Below are 6287 nucleotides of genomic sequence, written 5' to 3' on the forward strand. Positions count from 1 at the left end.
AGCATGAGTCGTGAAATTTTAACGGTAGTAGAAACCGTCAGTAATGAAAAGGGCTTAAATCCTGAAGATATCTTTGAAGCTATTGAAGATGCTTTAGTAGTCTCAACAAAAAAGAAGGTCTATACCGAGCAGCCTGAAGTGGCGGTTCGCGTCGCCATTGACCGTGATACTGGTGATTATGATACCTATCGCTATTGGACAGTAGTGGCGGATGAAGACCATGAGATGCCAGCGTGTCAGCTCGCTATTACTGATCTTGATCAAGACGAATGGTCTATCGGCGATGTAAAAGAAGAGCAGATAGAATCAATTGAATTTGGTCGTATCGCGGCCACGCAGGCAAAGCAAGTTATCATTCAAAAGATCCGTGAAGCGGAGCGGGCGCTAGTAGCGGACGCTTTTGAGCCGCGTATTGGCGAGATGATGTATGGTGAAGTCAAAAAACAAACTCGTGATGGCTACATTATTGATTTAGGTGATAACGCTGAAGGTTATCTATCACGTGATCAGATGTTGCCCCGTGAGCAGCTACGCGTCAAATCGCGTATCAACGCTATTCTTTATCATGTCAACCGTGATAACCGCGGCGCGCAGTTATTATTGTCGCGTACTCATCCTGAGATGCTCTCAGCCTTGATGCAAAAAGAAGTGCCGGAGATCGCAGAAGAGATTATCGAGATTCGTAATGTCGCTCGTCTGCCTGGTACTCGTGCTAAAATAGCTGTAAAGACCAATGACAACCGTATCGATCCGGTCGGCGCTTGTATCGGTATGCGCGGTACTCGTATCCAAGCGGTGCAGCAAGAGCTTGATGGTGAGCGTATTGATGTGGTTGTATGGTCAGATGATCCAGCACAATTTATCATCAGCGCCTTAGAGCCTGCCGATGTGAGCAGTATTATCCTTGATGAAGATACTAAGACCGCTGATATCATTTTTAGCACGAATGATCAGCTCGCCCGCGCTATTGGCTCACAAGGTCAAAACGTGCGCTTGGCTTCTGAATTAACCGGCTATAAGCTCAACATGATGCTAGAAGAAGAGTATCAGCAGCGTCAACAAGATGAGACCAAAGCCTTTATCGATCTTTTCTATGATCGCTTAGAGGTTGATCAGGACCTAGCGCAAGCCCTTGTCGATATCGGTTTTACGAGTATCGAAGAGGTAGCTTATGTACCGGTTGAGACTTTTTATGATATCGAAGGGTTAGATGACGAAGCGATTGACATGATTCAAGAGCGCGCTAAAGAAGTCGTCATCGCAGATGAGCTGGTCAAACAACAAAACATGAAAGAGCCTAGTCAAGAGCTGCAAGATCTAGAAGGGATGACTGTCAGCTGGGCCTATAAAATGGCGCAAAAAGATATCATCACCGTTGATGATTTGGCAGAGCAGGCTGTATTTGATATCGAAGATATCGAAGGCTTAGACTCCGAGACCGCAGGTAAGCTTATCATGAAAGCTCGGGAATCTTGGTTCAATGAATAGGTATTAGAAGCATACCGCTGTCTTTTGGTGGTATGCTATCGATAACTAAAGGCTGGCTTGCGACATAAAAATCAAAACCAACCTAAGCACAATCATTTGTAGCCAACAACTGAATTGAATATATAGCAAATAATAGACAGTAGGTGATAATCAATGGCAGATAAGACCGTCAAAGAACTGGCAGACATGGTAGGCAAAACCGCTAGTGCTGTACAGCAGCAGTTGCAGGATGCTGGGCTACCTGCTCGCGGGGAGGATGACTCAGTCACCGAACTTGAGCAAGAGAAGTTGGTGGCACATTTAAAACAAAGTCATGGCCAACAAGAAAAGCGTCGCATTAGTCTCAAATCTAAGACGACAAGTACCGCTCGCGTGACTGGCTCTTCAGGTAAATCTAAGAGCGTCAATGTAGAGGTGCGTAGAAAGAAAGTATTCGACAAGCCTAATCCAGAAAAAATGGCTGAAGAATTAGCGGCGCGCGAACAAGCAATGGCTGAAGCAAAACAGCGCGCTGAAAAAGAAGCCGAAGAGCGTAACGCGGCTAAGAAAAAAGCCGAAGAGCGTCAAGCAGCGACTCTAGCTGCGATGCGTGCAAGCTTAGGCTCTAGCAAAAATTCAGAAGATAAGAGCGATGATGTCGCTGCCTCTGTTGTGGTCAAAAAAGGCGGCAAAGCGGCAAGCGAGATCAAAGCAAAAGAGAAGAAAAAAGTCGCGGCTACTAAGCCAAAAGTTGAAACGGCAGCAGAGCGTAAAGCTCGCGAAGCTCGCGAAAAAGAAGAAGCTCGCTTACGCAAAATCGAAGCCGAAACTCGTCAAGCCCAAGCAGAAGAGGCGCAAAAGCGTACGCTTGAGCAGATGCGTAAAATGGCCGGTAAATATACCGACCGTGAGCCAGTAGCAGAAGTTCGTAAGGACGAGCCATTGGCTAAAGGCTTAGTGGGTGACGCACTAGAGGAGTCATTCGAAAAAGAGCGCCGCGAAATCAAACGCGGTGCTAACAGTACCGGTGCTCGCGGTCGTCGCCGCAAAAACCAAGAAGAGCGTGAAATCAAAAACCGCAAAAACGGTTTAAGCTCTTCACAATCAGGTCAGCATAAGTTTGAAAAACCGGTCGAAAAGATTGTCTATGACGTCGAAATCGCCGAGCAAATCACGGTATCGGACCTTGCTCAGCGCATGGCTGTCAAAGCCCGTGAAGTGACCAAATTGCTGATGAAAATGGGTGAGATGGCAAGCGAATCTGATACTATCGATCAGGCGACCGCCAGTCTTATCGTTGAAGAGATGGGTCATAACCCCGTTCCGGTTAGCGATACCAAAGTTGAAGACGACCTACACGAAGCTGTCGATGAGCGCAGTAGTAACGTGCAGACGCGTCCACCGGTCGTCACTATTATGGGTCATGTTGACCATGGTAAGACCTCGCTACTCGATAAGATCCGCGAAACCAAAGTCGCTACCGGCGAAGCGGGCGGCATTACTCAGCATATCGGTGCCTACCACGTAGAGACTGATCGCGGTGTGATTACCTTCTTAGATACACCAGGCCATGCTGCGTTTAGCGCGATGCGCTCACGTGGCGCGCAAGCGACTGATATCGTTGTCTTGGTCGTGGCCGCTGATGACGGTATGATGCCGCAAACGGCAGAAGCGATTGATCATGCTCGCGCTGCAGGTACGCCTTTGATTGTTGCTATCAACAAAATGGATAAGCCAAGCGCTGATCCAGATCGCGTGCTAAACGAGCTGACAACCAAAGAAGTGGTTTCAGAAGAGTGGGGTGGTGATACACCTATGGCGCGTATCTCGGCCAAAACAGGTGAAGGCATCGACGAGCTACTAGAGTTTATTAGCTTACAAGCCGAGCTTATGGAATTAGAAGCGCCAACTGACGGTGCCGCTCAAGGTGTAGTTATTGAGTCGAAGCTCGAAAAAGGCCGTGGTCCAGTAGTCAGTGTCCTAGTCAAGAAAGGTACGCTCAAGCAAGGCGATCTAGTGCTAGCCGGAGAGTACTATGGTAAAGTCCGTGCTATCACTGATGAAAACGGCCAACGTATCAAATCAGCCGGTCCTTCTATACCAGTTGAGATCTTGGGCTTACCAGATACGCCAGCGGCGGGTAGTGAATTCTTAGTCGTTTCTGATGAGAAAAAGGCTCGCGAAGTCGCTGATTTTAGAAGCAACCGTGAGCGTGAGCAGCAGCTTGAGCGCCAGAACAAAATGCGCCTTGAGAGTATGTTTGAGCAGATGCAACAAGGCGATGTATCTTTCTTAAATATCGTGCTTAAGACCGATGTTCGTGGCTCGCTTGAAGCTTTATTAGCAGCCTTGAATGAGCTATCGACTGATGAAGTCAAAGTCCGAGTCATTAGCTCAGGCGTTGGCCCTATCTCAGAGTCGGATGTCACGCTGGCTGAATCTAGCGAAGCGGTATTACTAGGCTTCAACGTTCGTGCTGATAGTACGGCGCGCCGTAAAGCGGATACCGCTAACATGGATATTCGTTATTATAGCGTTATCTATGGCCTAATCGACGATGTCAAAGCCGCTATGAGTGGCCTATTAGCTCCTGAGCATCGCGAGAAGATCTTAGGTGTTGCTGAAGTGCGCGAAGTGTTCCGCTCTAGTAAGTTCGGTGCGGCGGCAGGTTGTATGGTTGTCGAAGGGACGATCTATCGTAATAAGCCAATTCGCGTCCTACGTGATGATCAAGTTATCTTCACCGGTCAGCTGCAGTCACTGCGTCGCTACAAAGAGGATGTCAATGAAGTGCGTACTGGGATGGAATGTGGTCTAGCGGTTCGTGGCTACGATGTTGAAGCGGGTGATAAGATCGAAGTCTTTGAGATTCAAGAGTTCGAACGCACGATCTAAGCTTAACTATTAACTATAACTGGCTTAAGCGTCTGCATTATCGCTAACGTTTAAACTTAAGCTCTAATAATTAAGCTCTAATAAGCAGTTACTAGGCCTACCAGGTTCATCCTGCTAGGCCTTTTTTACCGCAATTAGTCATAGCGTTATAAAGACAGTTATTTAAATACGCCAAACAGCAGTAGTTGGTAGAAAGTATAATAGAATAAATCACAAAAGTTAAAACTAGGACAATACTATGAATCAACGTTTACAGCGTCTATCAGATCAAATTCAGCGCGAGCTTGCGGTGCTTATCCGTGATGAAGTCAACGACCCTCGCTTGACTGGCTTTGTCACCATCTCTAGCGTCAAAGTCAGCTCTGATCTTGGCTACGCGGACGTCTATGTCACTATCATGGAGCCTGAGCTCAACGATACGATGACTAAGACCAATCATGAAGAGAGTGTCAAAGTGCTCAATAAAGCTGCTGGGTTTTTGCGCACTGAGCTGAGTCATACTCTCAAAACGCGTACCACGCCGCGTCTGCGTTTCCATTACGATGAAGTGACTGCTCGTGGTAACTACATGATGGATTTGATCAATCAAGCAGTAAGCAAAACTGAGCAAAATGAAGACGAAGTTGAAAGCCAAGAAAATGACCAATAAAAGCACAGTACCAAGACAAAAAGTATCTGGCGTTATCTTAATCGATAAGCCGCAAGGCATGACCTCACAGCAAGTGGTGTCAAAAGTGAAGTACTTATTTCAGTCGCCTGCACACAATAGTAAAAAGGCGGGTCATACCGGCACCCTTGATCCGATGGCAACCGGTCTTCTCCCCATTTGTCTTGGAGAGGCAACAAAATTTAGTCATTATCAGCTCGATGCCGATAAGTCTTATCAAGCAACGATACTGCTTGGTAGTCAAACGGACACTGGCGATGCTGATGGTCAGGTTATCGCGCGAGCACAGATTCCAGAGCTAGATGCAGATACGCTACAAAATATGGCTCAGCAGTTTATAGGCGCGCAGCAGCAAATACCGCCGATGTATTCAGCGCTCAAAAAAGACGGCAAAAAGTTGTACGAGTACGCCCGTGCTGGTATAGAGATTGACCGTCCTGCACGCGATATCGTCATAACTGCGCTAACTTTGACTCAAATTGATACCGATAAGATCGACCTGGTCGTGACTTGTAGCAAAGGTACTTATATTCGGGTGCTAGCAGAAGATATCGTTAAAGCACTAGGCACCTTAGGACACCTAACGGCACTACGCCGTATGCAGGTCGGTAAGTTTGATAGCGAGCAGGCTATTGATATTCCAAGCCTAGAAGCCTTGTCTTTAGATAGCCGCTTTGAGCAGCTGTTGCCAGTAGATGCGTGCATCGATATTGCCGCTGCAATGTCATTAGATGATAAGCAATGTCAACGTCTACGTTTAGGTCAACGCCTAAATGTCATTGAGCAAATTGACAAGCCTTTAAGAGATTATATGCTACAAAGCTTATCTCATGAGACTCAGGCAAAATTAGAAGACGAGCCTGCTGACCGTAATAATGAACAAACCCCTGAGTATGAGCTTCCTGTCGATATCAGACTGCTAGATGCGCAAGGCCATTTTATTGGCTTAGGCGCTATCAGTCTCAATGGACGCCTACAACCTAAGAAAATGATTTATCTATAACGATAATATCAGTTACTAGTGAATTACATTAATCACATACTCATACATTTCATTGCAGGTTTTGTGTATAACGAAACCTGCTTTTTTTATACAGTAGTTAAGTCAGCTCAGGAAAGCTTGGCATAAAAATAGAAAAACAAGAAAAATTAAAACAAGAAGAAGTAAGGATGAAAAATTAACTTAGATTAACACATGAAGTGCAATACCAAATGCAAGGTGAAAAAAAGACCTAGATGCGCTAGCATCAAAGTTTTT

At 46.2% G+C, this 6287-nt stretch carries 4 protein-coding genes; all 4 read left to right on the forward strand.

Features of this window, described 5'->3' with window-relative positions; genetic code table 11:
• The first annotated feature begins 3 nt into the window (after window positions 1-3).
• Window positions 4-1488 carry a transcription termination factor NusA gene (nusA, locus tag AAEY83_RS03725; RefSeq protein ID WP_025645458.1) on the forward strand — a complete coding sequence of 495 codons (1485 nt, stop codon included), beginning with the start codon at window positions 4-6 and terminating at the stop codon, window positions 1486-1488.
• A gap of 153 nt (window positions 1489-1641) precedes the next feature.
• Complete coding sequence (gene infB / locus AAEY83_RS03730) at window positions 1642-4362, forward strand: translation initiation factor IF-2 (RefSeq protein ID WP_025645460.1); 2721 nt, start codon at window positions 1642-1644, stop codon at window positions 4360-4362.
• Between the two features lie 238 nt (window positions 4363-4600).
• Entirely contained in the window at window positions 4601-5011 is a 411-nt protein-coding gene (locus AAEY83_RS03735; protein WP_025645462.1) for a ribosome-binding factor A, read from the forward strand.
• Entirely contained in the window at window positions 5001-6032 is a 1032-nt protein-coding gene (truB, locus tag AAEY83_RS03740) for a tRNA pseudouridine(55) synthase TruB (protein ID WP_037059044.1), read from the forward strand. The genes AAEY83_RS03735 and truB overlap by 11 nt, the downstream gene beginning before the upstream one ends.
• Window positions 6033-6287: the final 255 nt, after the last annotated feature.

The sequence above is a fragment of the Psychrobacter sp. TB20-MNA-CIBAN-0197 genome, from assembly GCF_040309765.1.
GTDB classification, from domain to species: Bacteria; Pseudomonadota; Gammaproteobacteria; order Pseudomonadales; family Moraxellaceae; genus Psychrobacter; species Psychrobacter submarinus.

What these genes read in the sequence shown, in the direction of transcription:
- infB (WP_025645460.1), top strand. Translation starts at nt 1,642, where the DNA reads ATGGCAGATAAGACCGTCAAAGAACTGGCAGACATGGTAGGCAAAACC.
- nusA (WP_025645458.1), top strand. Translation starts at nt 4, where the DNA reads ATGAGTCGTGAAATTTTAACGGTAGTAGAAACCGTCAGTAATGAAAAG.
- truB (WP_037059044.1), top strand. Translation starts at nt 5,001, where the DNA reads ATGACCAATAAAAGCACAGTACCAAGACAAAAAGTATCTGGCGTTATC.
- AAEY83_RS03735 (WP_025645462.1), top strand. Translation starts at nt 4,601, where the DNA reads ATGAATCAACGTTTACAGCGTCTATCAGATCAAATTCAGCGCGAGCTT.